19 protein-coding genes are annotated in these 16,743 nt (G+C 38.7%); 15 read left to right on the plus strand and 4 right to left on the minus strand.

What is annotated here, in order from left to right; translation table 11 throughout:
• The first annotated feature begins 41 nt into the window (after window positions 1–41).
• The 10 genes from C9J40_RS08790 to C9J40_RS08835 all read left to right on the plus strand — a co-directional run bounded on the left by C9J40_RS08790 (window position 42) and on the right by C9J40_RS08835 (window position 9,299).
• Window positions 42–1,163, plus strand: a complete 1,122-nt coding sequence (locus tag C9J40_RS08790; protein WP_107207416.1) for a long-chain fatty acid--CoA ligase — start codon at window positions 42–44, stop codon at window positions 1,161–1,163.
• 13 nt (window positions 1,164–1,176) lie between these two features.
• The gene (fre, locus tag C9J40_RS08795; protein ID WP_233217699.1) at window positions 1,177–1,884 is read left to right on the plus strand and encodes an NAD(P)H-flavin reductase; all 708 of its coding nucleotides are present in this window, start codon (window positions 1,177–1,179) and stop codon (window positions 1,882–1,884) included.
• Between the two features lie 126 nt (window positions 1,885–2,010).
• A complete protein-coding gene (locus C9J40_RS08800) occupies window positions 2,011–2,670 on the plus strand; it encodes a riboflavin synthase (protein WP_107207418.1) in 660 nt (219 codons plus the stop codon).
• A 32-nt stretch (window positions 2,671–2,702) separates the two neighbouring features.
• Complete coding sequence (gene ribBA / locus C9J40_RS08805) at window positions 2,703–3,800, plus strand: bifunctional 3,4-dihydroxy-2-butanone-4-phosphate synthase/GTP cyclohydrolase II (protein WP_107207419.1); 1,098 nt, start codon at window positions 2,703–2,705, stop codon at window positions 3,798–3,800.
• Window positions 3,801–3,859: 59 nt separating this feature from the next.
• Window positions 3,860–4,330, plus strand: coding sequence for a 6,7-dimethyl-8-ribityllumazine synthase (gene ribE, locus C9J40_RS08810; protein WP_107207420.1), 471 nt, complete (start codon window positions 3,860–3,862; stop codon window positions 4,328–4,330).
• Window positions 4,331–4,428: 98 nt separating this feature from the next.
• Window positions 4,429–5,025 carry a GTP cyclohydrolase II gene (gene ribA / locus C9J40_RS08815; RefSeq protein WP_107207421.1) on the plus strand — a complete coding sequence of 199 codons (597 nt, stop codon included), beginning with the start codon at window positions 4,429–4,431 and terminating at the stop codon, window positions 5,023–5,025.
• A gap of 957 nt (window positions 5,026–5,982) precedes the next feature.
• Complete coding sequence (locus C9J40_RS08820) at window positions 5,983–7,032, plus strand: HlyD family secretion protein (protein WP_107246552.1); 1,050 nt, start codon at window positions 5,983–5,985, stop codon at window positions 7,030–7,032.
• Window positions 7,033–7,055: 23 nt separating this feature from the next.
• The gene (locus C9J40_RS08825) at window positions 7,056–8,051 is read left to right on the plus strand and encodes a DUF2955 domain-containing protein (RefSeq protein ID WP_107207423.1); all 996 of its coding nucleotides are present in this window, start codon (window positions 7,056–7,058) and stop codon (window positions 8,049–8,051) included.
• Window positions 8,032–8,490, plus strand: coding sequence for a MarR family winged helix-turn-helix transcriptional regulator (locus tag C9J40_RS08830; protein ID WP_107207424.1), 459 nt, complete (start codon window positions 8,032–8,034; stop codon window positions 8,488–8,490). Before C9J40_RS08825 ends, C9J40_RS08830 begins: the two co-directional genes overlap by 20 nt.
• 23 nt (window positions 8,491–8,513) lie before the next feature.
• A complete protein-coding gene (locus C9J40_RS08835) occupies window positions 8,514–9,299 on the plus strand; it encodes a PhzF family phenazine biosynthesis protein (RefSeq protein WP_107207425.1) in 786 nt (261 codons plus the stop codon).
• Between the two features lie 64 nt (window positions 9,300–9,363).
• Here the strand turns inward: C9J40_RS08835 and C9J40_RS08840 are convergent, their stop codons facing one another.
• From C9J40_RS08840 to C9J40_RS08850, 3 genes are all read right to left on the minus strand, one after another.
• Window positions 9,364–9,792, minus strand: coding sequence for a VOC family protein (locus C9J40_RS08840; RefSeq protein ID WP_107246553.1), 429 nt, complete (start codon window positions 9,790–9,792; stop codon window positions 9,364–9,366).
• A 104-nt stretch (window positions 9,793–9,896) separates the two neighbouring features.
• Entirely contained in the window at window positions 9,897–11,528 is a 1,632-nt protein-coding gene (locus tag C9J40_RS08845) for an SgrR family transcriptional regulator (protein ID WP_107246555.1), read from the minus strand.
• Between the two features lie 17 nt (window positions 11,529–11,545).
• Entirely contained in the window at window positions 11,546–11,752 is a 207-nt protein-coding gene (locus C9J40_RS08850) for a hypothetical protein (RefSeq protein ID WP_107246556.1), read from the minus strand.
• A gap of 309 nt (window positions 11,753–12,061) precedes the next feature.
• Here C9J40_RS08850 and C9J40_RS08855 point away from each other — a divergent pair, with 309 nt between their 5' ends.
• The 5 genes from C9J40_RS08855 to C9J40_RS08875 all read left to right on the plus strand — a co-directional run bounded on the left by C9J40_RS08855 (window position 12,062) and on the right by C9J40_RS08875 (window position 16,151).
• The gene (locus tag C9J40_RS08855) at window positions 12,062–13,441 is read left to right on the plus strand and encodes an endonuclease/exonuclease/phosphatase family protein (protein WP_107246558.1); all 1,380 of its coding nucleotides are present in this window, start codon (window positions 12,062–12,064) and stop codon (window positions 13,439–13,441) included.
• Between the two features lie 375 nt (window positions 13,442–13,816).
• On the plus strand, window positions 13,817–14,011 hold the full coding sequence (locus C9J40_RS08860) for a hypothetical protein (protein WP_107207430.1): 195 nt from the start codon (window positions 13,817–13,819) through the stop codon (window positions 14,009–14,011).
• Between the two features lie 53 nt (window positions 14,012–14,064).
• Window positions 14,065–14,214: a LysR family transcriptional regulator gene (locus tag C9J40_RS22240; RefSeq protein ID WP_233217700.1), complete on the plus strand. Its 150-nt coding sequence runs from the start codon at window positions 14,065–14,067 to the stop codon at window positions 14,212–14,214.
• Window positions 14,215–14,547: 333 nt separating this feature from the next.
• Window positions 14,548–14,988 carry a redox-sensitive transcriptional activator SoxR gene (gene soxR / locus C9J40_RS08870; protein ID WP_107207431.1) on the plus strand — a complete coding sequence of 147 codons (441 nt, stop codon included), beginning with the start codon at window positions 14,548–14,550 and terminating at the stop codon, window positions 14,986–14,988.
• Window positions 14,989–15,458: 470 nt separating this feature from the next.
• The gene (locus C9J40_RS08875) at window positions 15,459–16,151 is read left to right on the plus strand and encodes a hypothetical protein (RefSeq protein ID WP_107246560.1); all 693 of its coding nucleotides are present in this window, start codon (window positions 15,459–15,461) and stop codon (window positions 16,149–16,151) included.
• Window positions 16,152–16,372: 221 nt separating this feature from the next.
• Here C9J40_RS08875 and C9J40_RS08880 read toward each other — a convergent pair.
• Window positions 16,373–16,743: transposase (locus C9J40_RS08880; RefSeq protein ID WP_199188069.1), on the minus strand; the 371-nt coding region annotated here is incomplete at its 5' end.

A 16,743-nucleotide genomic window follows, 5' to 3' on the forward strand; every position in this document is an offset into this window, starting at 1 on the left:
TGATTTATTACACTGCCATTATTTTTTTATTAAGGTTTAATATGACTACATTATTAAATGTTGATACTAACGATATTATTGTTAGTTCAGAACTTGATGATATTATTTTCTCATCATCACCACTTAACTTAACCTATGATGAACAAGAAAAATTAAAGCAGAAATTTATAATGGAATCATTCCACTACCATTATAAAAATAATGAAGATTACCGTTATTATTGTAATGCCCAAGGTGTAGACGAAAAAATTACATCAATCGATGATATTCCGGTATTCCCTACTTCGATGTTCAAATACGCTAAGCTACATACTGCCGATGAAGCTAATATTGAAAATTGGTTCACCAGTAGCGGCACAAGTGGAATAAAAAGCCATATTGCCCGTGATCGCCAAAGCATCGAACGCCTGCTTGGCTCTGTAAATTACGGCATGAAGTATCTAGGTGAGTTCCATGAACACCAACTAGAGCTAGTTAATATGGGACCTGATCGCTTCAGCGCCAAAAATGTTTGGTTCAAATATGTCATGAGCCTAGTTGAATTGTTATACCCAACGACGTTTACAGTAGACGAAGATGAAATTGATTTTGAACAAACCATCACGTCGTTAAAGGCTATTCAGCGTAAAGGAAAAGGCATTTGTTTAATTGGCCCTCCATACTTTATTTATTTATTAGCGCTTTATATGAAAGAGCACAACATTGAATTTAATGCTGGTGCTCACATGTTCATCATCACTGGTGGCGGCTGGAAAACAAAACAAAAAGAAGCACTTAATCGTCAAGATTTTAATCAGTTATTAATGGAAACTTTCAACCTTTTCCACGAAAGCCAAATTCGTGACACCTTTAACCAAGTAGAACTAAATACTTGCTTCTTTGAAGATAACCGCCAACGCAAACATGTTCCACCATGGGTATATGCTCGTGCACTTGATCCTGTCACTATGACGCCTGTTGAAGATGGTCAGGAAGGCTTAATGAGCTACATGGATGCATCATCGACGAGTTACCCAACCTTTATTGTTACAGACGATATTGGCATTGTGCACAACATCAAAGAGCCCGATCCACACCAAGGAACAACCGTGGAAATTGTTCGCCGTTTAAATACCCGTGAACAAAAAGGCTGTTCATTATCGATGGCGACCAGCTTGAAATAAGTAGCAGGACTGAATGATGATTTTTAATTGCAAAATTACAAAAATTGAAGCATCTGATAGCCATGTTTTTAAAGTGTTTATCAAACCAGACCAATGCTTTCAATTCAAAGCCGGGCAATACGCTATTATCTATTTGAATAATAAACAGCTGCCTTTTTCTATTGCTAACAGCCCAAACTGTAATGAATTAATTGAATTGCATGTTGGCGGCTCAGTCAAAGAAACTGCTATAGAAGCAATTTCGTATTTTAACGATGCGTTTATTCATCAAACCGAGTTTAAGATAGATTCGCCACATGGTGATGCTTGGTTACGTGATGAAAGTGAATCGCCGCTGCTACTTATCGCTGGCGGCACAGGCTTATCATATATCAATAGTATCCTTCATCATTGTATTGACAAGCAACTATCACAACCTATCTACCTTTACTGGGGTGTGAACAATCGCCAATTGCTTTATGCAGATCAAAAACTTAAGTCATTAGAAGCCCAGCTTCCCAATGTGAAATATGTGCCCGTTGTCGAGCATGTACACACAGAGTGGGACGGTAAAATCGGCAATGTTATTGATGCTGTAATGGATGATTTTGCCGACTTATCTGAATTTGATATTTATGTTTGCGGGCCATTCGGTATGAGCCGAAATGCAAAAGATATTTTTACAACTCAGAAAAAAGCCAATGTCGGGAAAATGTATTCTGATGCGTTTAGTTATATGTAGTTAAAAATCGTTCATATCATTACTGATGGTTTTTATCTAAATCAGTCATTACTCATTATATTTACTCTATTTATTGGGTAACAGTTGGCTTGCACCTGATAAATAGAGTTTTTTTGTAGGTATAGTATGTTCACAGGAATAATAGAAGCAATTGGAAATATCAGCGCCATTATTCGTAATAATGACGATATTTCAATGGTTATCAATACCAATAAGCTTGATATTTCGGACGTAAAACTTGGTGATAGCATTGCTAGTAATGGCGTTTGTTTAACCGTATCTAAATTAACTCCAACTGGGTTTGTTGCCGATCTTTCAAAAGAGACGTTAAAGCGTACCGCATTTCACAGCTACCACGTCGGACAAAATATCAACCTAGAAAAAGCCATGTTACCCACTACACGCTTAGGTGGTCATATTGTTTCCGGACATGTTGATGGTATTGGCGACATTATTGAATTAAAGCAAAAGGGTCGCACCATTGAGGTTTGGATAACTGTACCAATACACCTGAAGAAGTTTGTTGCAGAGAAAGGTTCAATTTGTATTGATGGAACGAGCTTAACCATCAATGCTGTCTATCAGAATGTCATTAAATTAACCATTATTCCTCATACGTTAACCAATACAACACTTGCTAATGCAACCATTGGTCAAAAGGTCAATATTGAAGCTGATATGGTGGCACGCTACCTCGAACGATTAGTCAGCATTGATAAACAAGAATCCAAAAAAAACACTAACGTCTCTATGTCTTTATTAGAGAAGCACGGTTTTATCGTATAACTCATTTACGCTGTTGATAAAAAGGACCAGTTATGACTTTAAGTAGCGCCCAAGAAATCATTAATGATATCCGTCAGGGGAAAATGGTTATCTTGATGGATGATGAAAATCGTGAAAATGAAGGCGATCTGATCATTGCCTCTGAAATGATTACTCCCGAAGCGATTAATTTCATGGCAACACATGGGCGTGGGTTGATCTGCTTAACGTTAACCAAAGATCGCTGTAAAACGTTAAATTTACCGCTAATGGTACAAAATAATCACGATAAATTCTCAACTGCATTTACCGTTTCAATAGAAGCCGCCACCGATGTTACGACTGGGATCTCTGCCAGTGATCGTGCGAAGACAGTACAAGCAGCAGTTGCTCCTAATGCCAGTGCTGATAATATTGTTTCGCCGGGGCATATTTTTCCATTAATGGCGCAAGATGGTGGCGTATTAATTCGTGCCGGTCACACTGAAGCAGGCTGTGATGTTGCACGCTTAGCAGGGCTTGAAGCCTCTAGTGTTATTGTGGAAATTCTTAATGAAGACGGCACAATGGCACGCCGACCTCAACTTGAAGTGTTTGCGCAAAAGCACAATTTAAAGCTGGGGACAATTGCCGATTTAATCGAGTATCGAACCCAACTAGAAAGTCATATTGAACGTTTATCAGAGAGTGAATTATGCACTGAATATGGTGTGTTCAACTTGATCACCTACCGTGACACCATTGACAATCAACTCCATTACGCCTTATGTAAAGGTGATATTAACCCTGATACTGAAACCTTAGTCCGTGTGCATGTCAAAGATACACTGAAAGATATTTTACATACTGGCGCCACACAATGGTCCCTACAAGCGGCCATGCAGCGTATTCAAGCCGACGGTGGCGTATTAGTGATCATCAGCCAAATAGAACCCTCAACGATGATCATCAATCAAGTAAACCAGTTAGCTTCAGAGCACCAAGCGATTGCTCCCTTGCCTACCACACCACAGTCCCGACAAATTGGTTTAGGATCGCAAATTTTATCTGAACTAGGGCTACGCAAAATTCGTTTACTGTCTTCACAAAACCAACAATATCGTTCTTTATCAGGATTTGATCTTGAGGTTGTTGAATATATTTGTAACTAGTAAACACTCAAATGTTATTGATTCATCGTTCGTTTTTATAAATACACTTAGGAAGCTTCATGAATATTATTGAAGGTGCGATCACAGCACCCCACGCAAATGTTGTCATCATCGTTTCTCGTTTTAATAGTTTTATCAATGACAACCTATTGTCTGGTGCATTAGATGCCCTACAACGCCAAGGTCTTGTTAAAGAAACCAATATTACCATTGTACATTGTCCAGGGGCTTATGAGCTGCCTTTATTGGCTCAACAACTTGCGAAACAAGGTAGTTATGATGCCATCATCGCTTTAGGTTCTGTTATTCGTGGCGGTACTCCACATTTTGAATATGTTGCAGGTGAATGCAATAAAGGTTTAGCGCAAGTTGCATTAGAACATCAAATTCCGGTCGCGTTTGGTGTCCTTACGGTAGATTCCATCGAACAAGCCATTGAACGTGCTGGAACAAAAATGGGAAATAAAGGCGCAGAAGCCGCCCTCAGTGCACTCGAAATGATCAACGTGTTAGCAGAGATAGAACCTTAGATACCTTATCTTCACACATTATGATGGCTATTATACCTACTGAATCATAGCCATTTTCCTTCCAAAGTAATTAACTCAAATAGAAGTACGAGGATATTATGGTCACAGTAAGAGCCCGAGTTCCTTTTAAAATAGGGCAACGAAGTGATATCCCTGCTGAATTATTGTCATTTCATGGCTTTAACTCAGGTAAAGAACACGTCGCAATTATTTTTAAACAAGCAGATACAGCGGCAAGCGTTCCTTTAGTTCGTCTGCACTCTGAATGCTTAACCGGTGATGTTTTTCATTCTTCTCGCTGTGATTGTGGTGAGCAGCTCAATGAAACGATAGAAAAAATGCGCCAATCTGGTGGGATTCTTTTGTATCTACGTCAAGAAGGCCGTGGGATTGGTTTATACAATAAACTCGATGCTTATCAATTACAAAGCCAAGGCATGAATACCTATGAAGCAAATAACCATTTAGGTTTTGATGATGATCTTCGTGATTTCAAGGAAGCCGCCGACGCATTACACGCACTGGGTATCAACAAAGTCCGCTTAATTACCAATAATCCTAAAAAAGTTAAAGACTTATCTCAACATAATATTCAGATAGTAGAAGTGATTAAGACTCAAGTACACATCAAAGAAGGTAATCAAGAATACTTACAAGCAAAAGCCTTATACGGTCATCACAACTTATCTTTATGACAATTCACACTTACCTTTACTCGCCATACGCATCGAGATTTCGCTCCTAACTATTACGCCATTTAACATACTAAAATTGTCATGTTAAATGGCAAAAAAACAACCACCTTAAACAACCACAGTTCAGAGTTACCCACTGAATTTGTGGATAACATTTATTTTAAGTTTATTTTCAATATCTTATAATTTTCAATAGGAAGAGTTAATAATTATTGTAATTTTATGAATTATTAATAAGTCGCTAAACATAAAAAGCCGCACTATTGCAGTGCGGCTTGGTGTTGCTATTAGTGTACTTACTCGGCACACCAATATTGTTACGCTTCGCCACTCATTACGTTGAGCTTGCCGTGTCCCACAATATTTGTGCGGACCGCTATATATTGGCGAAGAAGCAAATTTTTAAAAGGTGTCACTTACCAAATTGTTAACAACTAAGTAGTCACTTAGAAGCTTTTACATGTGTAGCTTTTACGTATGTAGCTTTTACGTGTGTAATTTTTACGGTGTTACTTTGTTGCTCTTACATGTATTACTTTGTCTACTTTTCACATGTTGCGCGATGCAACTGAGTGACTACCAATAACGGGTCTAAGAGGTCTATTAATAATCACTGATACCTGTATCCGTGAGTCTTTAAAAACAGCTCCAATCCTCCGTAAGCTCGAGTAACTATCTCAATACAGGTTAAGTTAAATATGGTAGATAAACGCCAATTAGGCAAATTCACATATAGAAAAAAATGCAAAAATAAACTCAAACGCTATTAACGTCCTATTTATAAAACAAATTACCCAATTAAATATAGCAGCTAGAATCCTATTTATTACGCCCCCACACTCAAAAACTCCTCTTTCAACACCATCACTAAAATAAATAACACTAATTAATGTTGCACATACAACATTACTAAGTATACAATCGCCTCATAGTTTTGTTGTATAGGTAACAAAAGTGATGAAAACGAACATTTACTCTATTCTCTTATATACCGTAATCGGCTTCGCTTTATCATTATCAGCTTTCCTTTTAATGGCTGATAATGTGTCGCCATTTACCACACAAGCCACTTTCTATAAATCAGTGGTGAACATTGCTCCTGAAGTATCAGGAAATATCACCCATGTTTATATCAGTAACGGTCAACACGTTAATGCTAACCAACCTTTATTTTCTATTGATCCAAAGCCTTATCAAATTGCAGTCGATCAAGCACAAGCCGAATTGCAACAAGCAAAAGAAGCCAATATAGGAACATGGCAGCAACTCGTCGCTGCACAGCAAGTGGTACTACAGAAAAAAACATTGTGGAAAAATGCGCAAATTAAATTGGATCGCTACCAAGCATTAAGCCGTAAAGGGTTAACGACCCAACAAGAGCTTGATGATGCGATCAGTACTGCTGATGTCGCTAAAAGTGCTATTTCTGCCGCACAAGCTGATGTGCTAAAAATCAAAGCGACACTATCAGGTAAGGAAAACACCGCAGCCGTTGAACTCGCACAAGCAAAATTAGCACGCGCTGAATGGGATTTATCCAATACTACAGTTGTTGCACAGACAGCTGGCACTGTGAGCAATTTACAATTAGATGCAGGGACTTATGTTAATAAAGGTACCCCGATCCTTTTTCTTGTGAATGCAAAAAACAGTTGGCTAAGTGCGGACTTTAACGAAAAAGGCATTGCCCATTTACAACCTAAAAATCATGTATTGATCAGTTTTGATTCTCAACCTGGTCGAGTATTTAAAGGCGAAATCGAAAATCAAGATCGTGCTATTTTTGATGCGAGCAATCCATTGACACAACTATCAACCGTTACTAATGACACACGTTGGATCCGCGAACAACAAAAAATCCGTACTCGCATTGCCGTCAACGTACCACAGCAAGATGTGATTTCAGGCTCTCGCGCAAGTGTCATTGTGCTTAATGGTAATCCTATTTTAGATGTGCTTAGCAATGCTTGGATCCATCTCATCGCCCTATTCCGCTACATCTACTAAGAAGCAACTCAGGTGAGTAAAGTATGAAACAGTTAATCAGTACAGATGCACTACGCACTAGCTTAATTGTGTGTATTTGTATGATGTTCGGAAAGCTTTTCCATGTAAATTCACATGTTTACTTTGCTTTATTTCCGATCATCATCGCAACGAAAGTAAAAGACTACAGTTGGAAAGGATTAAGCAAAACGTTCGCTTTGGTATTGCTCTCTGCTTACAGTGCGGTTTTCGTGTCTGAAGTTTTTAGTGATCACCCTTTTATTATTTGGACGATCAGTATCGTACTGTTCGACCAACTAAGAAAAAGGGCAGATTCTCCCGCTAAAGTGGGCGCATTGTTTATGCCGACAATTAACTGGATTTTAAATATTGTTTTTGCGCTACACACCAATATGGATATGCCGCAACGTTTACACGAAGTGGGGTTAGCGATTGTGGTTAGTATCTGTGTAACTAAGCTGTTTTTTTGGCTACTACCACCGAAACCAAAATCGGGCTTTTTCAAACCGAAAACAACCCCTGTCACCGCTCAACAACGCTTGATATCAGTGAGTTTGATTGGTTTAGGACTGGGTTTTTTAATGATTGTAAATCTAATTTCTGGCGCATTTTGTATGGTGCCAGTCATTGCAGCAGCAACTCAAACCAGTCGAGAAGCCTATTTAAAAATCGTTAAATCTCGTTTTATTACGCAAGTCGGCGGGTGTGCTATTGCGGCGATATTTATGTTACTTATCGCTGGTTATCAAAGTAATATTATTGTTTATGGTTTGGGGTTATTTGTACTGATTTACATGATCAGTCACAAAATTTATACCGATGAAGGGCCACACCAAGAGTTACATCCCGATATTTTGCTCGCAACCATGCTACCGATCCAACTTTATATGACCAACAGTGAGTTAGGATTAAGTAGTACTTTCCTTCGAGGATGGGAACTTAGCTGTACTTTAGGTATATTGGCTCTGTTTTATTTCATTACTACGGCGAAGAAACGTCATGTCACAGAACTACACTGATATCCCTTCTCTTAATGAGAGTGTCTCTTTTACGATGGGATTAGCCTACAAGCAATTTCGTAGTATTGCCAATTCAGCCTTGGCGACGGAATTTGATATTACGTTAGAAATGTTAGGTGCACTACGCGTGCTCAGTTATTTGGGCGAAGTGCCGCAGCAAGCTGTCTCCGATGCACTACACCGTGAACGTTCAGTGACTAAACGTTTAATCGATAACTGTATTAAACGTGACTTAATCACCGTGCATAAATCAGAGCAAAACAAAAAAGCCCGCTATCTTGTGATTACTGATAAAGGTAAAGATATCGAGCAAAAAGCCACCGTATGTATTGCTAATCTCAATCAAGACTTCTTTGCGCCACTCACAAATGAAGAACGCGAACTTTTATTTAAAATTAACAAAAAATTGATCCGACAAGACATACTGGTCAATTCTTAACGCACACGCAGGATAAACACGATATGGATATTTTCGTTGTCGATACTTTTACCGACCAACATTTCAAAGGCAATTCTGCGGCAATCATGCCCGTTGCCACTTTTCCAGACGTCTCATTAATGCAGCGTATTGCTGCTGAAAATAACCTGTCTGAAACGGCGTTTATTAAACCAACGGGCGATAATACTTATGCGATCCGTTGGTTTTCTCCTCTGACTGAAATTGACTTTTGTGGTCATGCAACGCTTGCCTCTGCCTTTGTTCTGTATCAGTTTTACCAGCTTAAAGGCGAGATCACTTTTACCACAGAGCAAGTTGGCACACTGACAGTAAAACAAGCCCCAAATGGCAATATTGAAATGAACTTCCCTTGCCAACCTGGTGAAGACGTTGAACCACCAGCCGCCTTACTCAAGGGATTATCTATTACGCCCACCAAGGTGCTAAAAAATCGCCAGGCCTATATTGCTGTTTTACCCAATGAACAAGCAGTACAAAATGTGGTTTGCGATGCAGAGCAGCTTAAACAGCTCGCCCCTCACGATATCGTTGTCACTGCACAATCGACACAATACGATTTTGTGTCTCGTTATTTCTGGCCAGCCAATGGCGGTTATGAAGATCCAGTGACAGGTTCAATCCACACAGCTTTAGCGCCATATTGGGCTAAACAGCTTGGTAAACGAGAATTAACCGCTTACCAAGCCTCACAACGAGGTGGGGTTTTACAGTGTAAAATGATCGATAATGATCGCATTATTATTGCCGGATCAGCGGTTTTATATCTGCGTGGAAAGGTATACTTATAGCGCTTGTATTCAATCTATAAAGGAGAGCAGGCGCTCTCCTTTCTTGTCTTATTTCATTTCGCCATTATTGGCTGTAATCGTTTCTAAGTGCACGATCATCGGTCAAATATTCAATAAACTCGATCTCTAAATTGTTATCATCGATAAAATAAGCACTGCGACGATAGGGATGCTCTGCACTCCAATGATCCACTTCATAACCGGCACTTTTCAGCTTTGCAACCGCATCATCAATACGTTCAACCACAATACCAACATGCTTAATGCCTGATGCATTTCCCTGCCAATCAGGCACCTGACCTTCCCCCCCAGATCCTATCGCCACATAGCTCTCTTGATCGCCAATGTGATACCAATGCATCGGTTGACCAAACCAGTTATCAATTTTCCCTTCCCCGCGAATCGTCCATTCAGGTAACGCTGTTAATAAAAAATGAATCGTTTTTTCTGGCTGAGATACTTTTATATTGATGTGCTCTACATATCCTTTCATTGTTTTTTCCTTCTTGTTTAAAAATATGTGAGCACTTTAATTCCTCAAGTAAGCTTGAGGTCAAGAAGAAATAATGATGTATTGATTACTTAATAACTCTTTGATTAATATTTAGCGATCAGACTTTCCATTGACGCTGTAACAACCGATTTCACTTTCATTGGTTTGATCCACAACTTAGAAAAATCGCACCATCCATTGGCGTTGATCTCCACACCTCGAATTTGCTCTGGTACCGAGAGGGTTAATCCTTCACGCTTTATTTCAAATAAAATATGCTGTTGCTCTAACCACGTCATAACGTGACTAATCAGTGCTTGTTGACGTAACACATCCTCTTCAATACGGATCGCAGCGATCTGCTGTTGTAAATAATCTTGCTGGGTAAAGGTCAATACCGATGCCCAGTGCGGATATAACGTTAAAAAAGCAAACCAACTGGTGTACTTGTTATCTTCCTTTCTTATTCCTAAAATCGACACATCAACGCCATCAAGAAACTGACCAAACTTTACTTCTTTCGTCTGCAATATTTCAGGCTTATCAAAATAGGACATTAACTGTTTTGAATACTCTCGACATTCTCGATTATTCTCATGACTTATCGTATAAACAGGGTATTTTTTACCGGCTTGATTATGATCGCCTAAAAATGCCGCTGCTAGATTTTGTTTAACGTCTTGCGTTTGTAATTGCTTATTTGTAATCAAGCAATAAAACGATCCGACATAATCACAGCCCGTCTCATACACGTTTAAACTGTCATTTAAAAAGAAAAAGTTCTGATAACACTTCTTTCTTTCGGCCCAACTCTCGTGGATCCAAAATTCAATTTTCTCAATTAATGCTGATGTACGGTTATATTGTGAAAAGCGTTGCAAGCGTAATAGTTTGTTCGAATTTACGGCTAACAAGAAAGGTCCCGAGCCAATGGCTCTAAAATGTGATTCATTAGCAAATACGAACTGTTTTGGCATGATCGCGGTTTCAGCACGACACAGTAATTTAATAAAAAGAGGATCTGGGGTAGATAAATGAATTTCAACCACATCAAAAGAAACAGCAATAACCTTTTCGATATGATCATACAATCGTTGCCATTGCGCTGAATGGATAAGCCCTTTAAAACTTGCAACAACATCATCTGCAGTCAGAACAGATAAATCATGAAACAGGGTTTCAGGCCGAAGATAGAAAGTCCAAACGGTATGATTGCTATTACTTTCCCAAAAATGAGCAAGATTACCTGTCAGCTTATTCGCTTTATCTTCAACTAACGTTTGGTAAACCTCAGAGATAAAGTGGCGCTCAGTACGCTCGGTAATAAAATGGGGATGTAACGTTTTCATACAACGATGAAAAGGCGCCAGGATCGTGTTGTGTTTCTCTGTCACCGCTTGTGATAAATATTGCCATAAGCCAGCGGCGGTATCTCGTCCATTAAACCCTACCAGCTTATAAACCAAATCGAGATTGCTGTTGTCATTCGCTTTATCAATCTCTTTGTGGCACGCCTGTATCGGTTCCAGTAAACAATTGAGGATCCCTTTATTACCTCGCCCCACAGTCGGTGACCAGGTTAACCAACCTAATGTTGTCATTTGATTTAATAAGGTTCTCGCATGACGCTCACTGCAATGAAGGTAAGCGGCGATCTCTACAATAGTGACCTTGCTTTTACCAGGACCGACACGATTAAATATATTTTCATATAGTTCCAGTTTTCGTCGGCTCATACAGAGAGATCCTTACATTACTTCAGATAATTATCATTAAACTTCTTTTGCTGGCTAAGCGTTAGTGGTCTGGCTTTAGAAAACTGATCTGAGCCAAAAATAGTGTTCAGCCTTTCTAATCGCTGTGCAGGACTAATATATATCAAACGAGCAAGCCATCCTGTTTTTTTATCGTGACGTTTTGATGAGTTAATAATTTCTTTAATTTGGTTATAAAATTTCATGATTTAGCTCCTGTTATTTGATGATTTTATTTTAGGAGCTTTACGCCATTTAAAAACGGAACAAAAAAAGAGACTGTTCCGGTTTTAAACGACACAAAATATTTATCTCTTTAAGTATTCGAAGACGCACATACTATCCCCCCTCACAACATTTTTGAGATATCGAGCATAATTTAAGAAAAAACAAAGCAAATCATCACTATTAGTTACATAGTATCGTGCCATTGTCACACTTATTTATCACTAAATAGGTACTATGCTGCTCGACGCTTTACCGCCTAAATTCCTTTCAACAATATGGATTATTGAATGAAACTAATTAAGACTCTTGCTGCTGTTGCTATTTCATCTGCTCTTCTTACAGGCTGTGTATTTGAGAGCAATGATGATGTTATCCCTGTTAACAACGTTTCTATTGCTACATTCAACTTATCATTCGACCGTTTTACGTTTGAACAACTGGTCGATGAAATGCTAACCACGCCTTCGGAGCAACAAACATTAGTCGATGGGTTTAATGCAAATACGCTAAGTGAAGACGACAAAGCGAAAGCACTAAAGATCATTCAAATCAGAAACGTTGCAGCCATTATTCAAAGCCAACGTCCTGATATTATTTTACTGGCTGAATACAATAACGACGGTACAGGCGATGATCTTACCGCTTTAAATGGATTCCAAACTAACTACTTAGCGGTAGGACAAAGCCTAAATAGCATTGATGGTGGTGATACGTTATCTCCCATTCACTACCCGTTTAGCCAAAGTTATGCCACGAACACGGGTTTAATGAGCGGCTTAGATCTTAATAACGACGGTAAAGTAAATAGCGGTCCAAATGATGCGTGGGGCTTTGGTCAATACCACGGGCAGTATGCATTTGCGCTAATGTCTCAATTTAAAATTGATGATGCGAATACCCGTACATTCCAAACCTTTAAGTGGAAAGACTTACCAACAGCAACGAACCCAACCATTACTAACTGCAACGATGACAAAAATAAAATTCCTGCAGGTATGCGTTGTGGTGATAGTTGGTACACCGATGCTGAATGGAATCAAGTCCGTTTATCATCGAAAAACCATGTTGATGCACCCGTCATAATCCCAACAGCATCAGGCGAACAAGTGGTACATATTTTAATGTCGCACCCAACGCCACCGGTATTTGACACAGTGACTGAAAACAATAAACAAAAAAACCGCGATGAAATTCAGTTCTGGACAGATTACATTGATGGTGCAGAGTTTATTTATGATGACAAAGGCACAAAAGGCGGTTTAGCTGATAATGCCAAGTTTGTTATTGTGGGTGATCTTAATGCCGATCCTGAAGCGGGTGACGGTTTTATCGAAACCATTGATACCCTATTAAAGCACCAGCGTGTGAATCAAGAAGCCACTAATGGCGCTTACGTTCCGACAAGCTTTGGTGCTGAATACTGCTTCCCAAGTGGTGAATGTCGCCAAGATAACCCACACCCAGAGCGCATAACCAGTACATTTGGTTTACAAGTGGATCACGCTATCCCATCAAGTAATCTAAACATTGTTGATTCTGGTGTTTACTGGCCAGCACCGAATGAAGCTGGATACTTACTGATGAACGATGAACGCATTGGTAAAGGAAAAGGCAAAGATATTTCTTCCGACCACCGTATGGTGTGGCTAAAGGCAAGCTTTAACTGATTCGCCCTTTATTTAAAAAGCCGATCGTAAGATCGGCTTTTCTTGTCAACATGGTTCTGACGAGAAACAATCAAAACATAAGAAATACCCTCGATTAACGCCATTCACTCTTATTTGATATTTACTTAGATAAAGTCAATATTTCCGTAGTACGAGTTTATAACTTCATTTCTTAAATAAGTTGCGATAGCACAATGCTCATCTATATTTTTCATATTTTGACGGTTTAGGTATCAAGCCCATTAATAATGAAAGCTAAAGCTATTTAAAAAAATTAATTTTTATGTTTGCACTTTTACAGTAAATATAAACTAACATTATTACATTTATCTATTATATTAAATGATATTCACTTTAATTTAATGAGGTAAAGCAATGAGTAACGATGAATTACTTCCACTCTATATTGTTATTTCTTTGGTGTTATTCCTGTTTTTCATCATATTTTTATATATTCAACTTTCTATTAAAGCGAAAAAAGACGGCGTGATTGGCAACTGTTGTGTCAATCAGATAAAAGACAAGACAACGGAACTGTCTGAAAAGAGCAAGAAAAAAAATAAGGGGTAATACTCGCTGTTGTGCAATCCCAGCATCAACTATCACGATTGAGCAATAAATAAATGGCAAATATGCATGTGGTTAATATTGCTGCCAGAGAGCTCTGTTTTACCAAAGCGGCATCATATTTAACTGTATCTCAAAGTGCGGTAAGCCATCGAATTAAATATTTAGAGTTAGGATTAATTAAAAAAGATATAACGGGCTTATAAGCTGCAACATTTATACATCGAACACAATCGAAAGCGTGGCCCTCATAGCTAACAGTAAATAATAGTGATATTGATTATTACCGAAAAACCTATCACTTTAATCACCGTAACTTGTATATAACAGCAGCAATAAACTCATTAGGCATTACTATCGGACGCCAACGGTTAATAAAAAACCATTAGCAACAGGCCAACTTGTGACCCCCTTTTCAGCGATAGCATCAGATTTAAGCTACTATATTGCCTACATGAAAGGAATGGAAACACGGCCTAAATATCGAGCCTTTAAAAGCTGGCTGCAAGAACAAATAACGATGTAATGTGGAGAATCAAATGGAATTGAGTGTAGGACAAGTTGCGAAACGCGCAGGCGTGAGTGTTTCGGCATTACATTTTTACGAACAAAAAGAACTCATTCTTAGTTATAGAACCGCGAGCAATCAGCGCCGTTATAAGCGCTCTGTTCTGCGCCGTATAGCGGTAATTAAAGCAGCGCAAAATGTTGGCTTAACATTACAAGAAATCAAGCAAGCCTTGGCGCATATTCCCTTAAACGAAAATGTGAAAAAAGAACAATGGGAACAACTTTCAACCCTTTGGCATCAAAAGCTTGAAGATAAAATGCATGAGTTAAAACAACTTCAAACTCAGTTAGGCAGTTGTATTCAGTGTGGCTGTTTATCAATGGAAAGTTGTGCGCTATATAACAATAACGACAGCAATGGGATCATGACGGCAGGCGCGAAGCTTAGCATCCAACACACCTCTGACTAGCCCATATTGATAGTCAAAGAGTTACGTAAAGTGGAGACCGTCAATTCCCCTCGGTAATTAAGCAAGCGACAAAGTCGCTTGGTAGTTAGGGTACGACAGAATCGCTTGGTGATCACAATGCACCGTTGGCACTTCATAAATCAGAAGTGCCCCATTTCTTGTTAGAACTTTTACTCATTCATATCCTATTAACGTGATTTTAGATTAGTTTTAGTTGCTGTGTATATAAACAGTTTAATGAGCCGTAGTGATTTTATTGCATGAGTTCTGTTTTTAATAAGACTTATTAATTACATTTCTTACTTTTTTACACCCTCTTTTAAATCGGTGAATGTAAGAAAATGCTAGCAAGTTCATAATATGCAACGATTATATCGAGTATGGTTAAAGTATTTTATGAGTATATTTTTGCGCGAAAGTAAGAATGCTTATTAATATACTGTTAGTACTATGATTTGGAATAAGCAGAAATGGTAACTATAAAAATAATAAATCAAGTTGTACTTCTATTCGGCGGTACTGCTGTGCTTGTCGTTGGTCTAAGTACTTTTTTGGCTAACATCTGGACAAAGCGGATCGTCAATGGTGAACTTGCTGCACATAAGAGAGAGCTACAAAAGCAAGTTGATGATGCAAAGCGCGATTTACAACGAGAGATGCTTAGGCATGAGGCATTTACATCAATATCAAAAGAAAAATATCAAGATCTATTCGAACAAAGGATTAAATTATATCAAGGACTAATTCTAGTTAAGAAAAAGATAGATGACGCCTCTCTAGATAATGCAGATACACTTGCATACTTTGATGAAGACCCAAGACCTTTCGCTGAAATTATTCAAAAAATAAACTCAGCATCAAGGGATAACCCAATGTTAATGTCCAACGAATTGGCAAAGCTATCGAACCAACTATATGAAGAGTCTGCTGCTATATTTGCTCAAGCGAAAATAGATACTTTCTACGCAGAACAGAGTTTTAATAGTGGTGTGGGTGCTGAGCAGTATCAGATATTATCGGAAGTTGAGGATTCAGCTCTTGCTGGTTTGTACTCCGCATGCGGTGAGACATACAACAGTTGGAATAAACAATTAGAAACTGATGTGAGTAAAATTCGAGAATCATTGGATTTTACAGACATGGTCTGGCGAGCAAAGTACTAACAAATAAGGATAGGTGTCGCGAAGCCGACACCTATCCGAAGTGTTGGACAAGCCCAAGCCACCTTATATAAGTAAATATTGGAAATATCATGAAGGGTGATGACAAAAAGAAGTCGAGCGTTATCCTTGGTGTGAACCAATCATTTTAATACTCTGATTTATAATAAAATCCTCTTTAATTATGAAGCGTGAAAGCCATTATCCTTATTATTGAACGTCGGTTATCTGGGTCGAAATATCCCCGTTAATTGCATGACATGTTGGCAGCAGGGGCAAAAGGGTTGGGCTTTTATACGTACCGTTTTATTCGGTGAGGGCAACGTTAGTTGCCCGGCTATCATGAACATAAATTGGATTGCTTGAAGCAGCTTCTTTTCATGACCCCGCAGCAGACCATAATCACGTATTCGTCGAAACCCTTTTGGTAACACATGTTGCAATATCAACCAGAGAAATTGCAACACAGGTAACGTGCGTGTCTTCATCGTTTGAGTTTGGCTATCTTTATAACGAAATGTCACCTGTTCATTATTGATATACAGAATGTCTTTATCCGCAATTACCCCTCGATAAAGGTATGTCGATAAATACA

Source organism: Photobacterium sp. GB-72 (assembly GCF_003026095.1).
GTDB lineage: Bacteria > Pseudomonadota > Gammaproteobacteria > Enterobacterales > Vibrionaceae > Photobacterium.